Source organism: Pseudalkalibacillus decolorationis (assembly GCF_024609785.1).
GTDB classification, from domain to species: domain Bacteria; phylum Bacillota; class Bacilli; order Bacillales; family Fictibacillaceae; genus Pseudalkalibacillus; species Pseudalkalibacillus decolorationis.
In genome coordinates this window covers 712-1,753 of sequence record NZ_JANHJQ010000065.1, presented here as the reverse complement: position 1 = coordinate 1,753, position 1,042 = coordinate 712, and the positions used below count along the sequence as shown (strand labels likewise).

Genomic DNA, 1,042 nt, shown 5'->3' with positions numbered 1-1,042 from the left:
CGAAGCCACTGAAAAACTAGCGTATTTTCTGTAAAATGGATTACTGTATTGAAAAAGACGACTTAAATTCACTTTTTGAATTTAAAGTCGTCTTTTTTATTGAATAAAATTGTCTATAATGACCTCGTTTTTAATCCATTAGTTTTAATATTCTTTTCAAATTTACAGTGAATATTGCCATCGCCCCTTGTATCTCCATACCAATAAGACCCGAGGATAATGCCACATCATACCCGTGTCTGTGTTTTAATTCACTATTCTTTGCTTCAATTTTATAACGTTCTTTTGATTTCTCTTTGAAATAATCACTCTCTTGAAATTGTGCCTGTTCCTGGTGTTCACTTGATTTTATTGTGACAGAATACGTTTTGCTTTTAGAGCCTTCTGTATAACATCCGTCTTTGAGAGGACACCGTTTACATTTTTCAATATCGAAGTAATAAGTATCTTTTTGGTTCTTCCCAATCGTCTTTTTCCCAGTACGTGCTTTTCGTATAGCCATATGACCAGCTTTACATACATACATCCCGGCATCTTTATTAAATTCAAATTTATCTTCATTCTTTCGGTTTCCTTGGGTAACTAGAGGATTTAACTTAGCTACTAGTTTGATTTCGTTCTTCTTACTGTATGTAATATTATCTTTTTCCGAATAAGCTGTATCACCAACAACTGTTTCAATCTCCATTCCGCCTGTCATACTTTTTTCAATCAACGTTTGTAATTGCTTTCCATCGTTCTTTTCACCAGTTGTAATCGTTGCGGCAGTAATTATTCTTTCTTCACTCATGGCGAGATGAGTTTTGTATCCAAAAAATGATGAGTCAGCCGTCTTATGACCTATTTTGGCATCTTGATCTTCTGATATCTGTAAATGTTCAATATCATCCTCCACTGTCTCTTTTAGGAAATTTAATTTTTCTTTTACTTTCGGGTACTCACAAATAGTCGTTTCCTTTTCTATAACATCAATCAGCTTTTGACAATAGTCGATTTCATCTTCTAATAAATCCGTTGTTGTTTTCTTTGGGAATTTATCTTT

General features: G+C 33.5%; 1 protein-coding gene. It reads right to left on the bottom strand.

From position 1 onward, the window contains the following. Positions 1–130 precede the first annotated feature (130 nt). Positions 131–1,042: transposase (locus NON16_RS25300; RefSeq protein ID WP_257352390.1), on the bottom strand; the 912-nt coding region annotated here is incomplete at its 5' end.